This is a genomic window from uncultured Cocleimonas sp. (assembly GCF_947495625.1).
In the GTDB taxonomy this organism is placed as follows: Bacteria; Pseudomonadota; Gammaproteobacteria; order Thiotrichales; family Thiotrichaceae; genus Cocleimonas.
Genome location: NZ_CANLZW010000075.1, coordinates 1 through 1,170, shown reverse-complemented (window position 1 = coordinate 1,170; position 1,170 = coordinate 1). Strand labels below are relative to the sequence as shown.

Here is a 1,170-nt window from a genome sequence, read left to right as displayed (position 1 = left end):
TTTTGCACTGATGAGAGATCAAGCTGAATTTCGTCCTGTTTAGGTTTTTTTATCTTGAATGTGGACATAGAATCTCGTATTTTTCCACTGTGTAAGGCGTTATGTCTCTCTCATAGAAATGATTTAATAACGTATCTCATAATAATAAGGAGTCCTTGCCATGGATGAAATTCTTGGCCCTTTTTTACCGCTAACACTTTTCTTTATATTACTTATTCCATTTTCCATTTTTTTATTTAGATTGTATTCAAGAAAGGTAATGCGAAAGATTGAGAAAGATGGTGGATCTTTTGAAATAAATAATAGGACTGTTTACAAAAAGACTAATTGGCTCTTAATCTTTATACTTATGGTTATCGCTTTTCCTATAACTTTGTTTATAGTGTGGGGAAAATGCTTTTGGGGTGGCTGTGGTTCACAAAACGGATTTATGTTTTTATTAGGTGCAGAGTTAGTTTTTGGTGTTTTTTCTCTAATTGCCGCTATTGTAACCAGCATCCGTAAAAATTAATCACCTAAACATAACAAATTGCTGCATTGGAAAAATTACTCGCTCGCGCTCCTATTTTTCCAATGAGCAAAGCGTTATATGTCTGAGACACTAAATTTTTTTAATAGAATTAAACTAAATATGAAAATAAAATTAATCTTTAAATTATTTCTATTACTGACTGTTTTTAATGCGGTAAATGCAGAAGTTGCACAAAAAGAAATAACAATTTTGGGTTGTCCATGGATTATTCCAAACACTATGACAATCACAAAACATGAAAAATCTAAATCTATATCCATAGTTTCAAAATTTACTAAAGATCCAAACTACAGGCTTAAGGTAATTAAGGTAATTAAGGTTCAATATAGTAAAGAAGATTTAAAAGAATTTATAGATTCTATGGATATTAAAAAAACAGTTATTGGTCAGTATAATAATTTTAATATTTTCTCACTAACGTCTAATTCAAACACTGCTGTTAATGCAGTTAATCATGTGCTTTATGAAAGTACAAAAGGATTTGCACTAGTATCAAATTTCACTGAAAGAGAAAGATTATTAATTACAGAAAAATGTTTTTAGAGCTATTCTATCAACACATATAACAACACGCCCTGAGGAGGACTGTCTAGTATTTTCACCTTGAAATCGCATACGCCAACAACGGTGAATGGCGC

The 1,170-nt window shown here is 30.9% G+C and carries 2 protein-coding genes; both read left to right on the top strand.

Annotation, left to right across the window (positions count from 1 at the left end):
- Nucleotides 1-160 precede the first annotated feature (160 nt).
- On the top strand, nt 161-511 hold the full coding sequence (locus Q1A31_RS20895; protein WP_299881751.1) for a hypothetical protein: 351 nt from the start codon (nt 161-163) through the stop codon (nt 509-511).
- Between the two features lie 78 nt (nt 512-589).
- Complete coding sequence (locus tag Q1A31_RS20890; RefSeq protein WP_299881748.1) at nt 590-1,075, top strand: hypothetical protein; 486 nt, start codon at nt 590-592, stop codon at nt 1,073-1,075.
- Nucleotides 1,076-1,170: the final 95 nt, after the last annotated feature.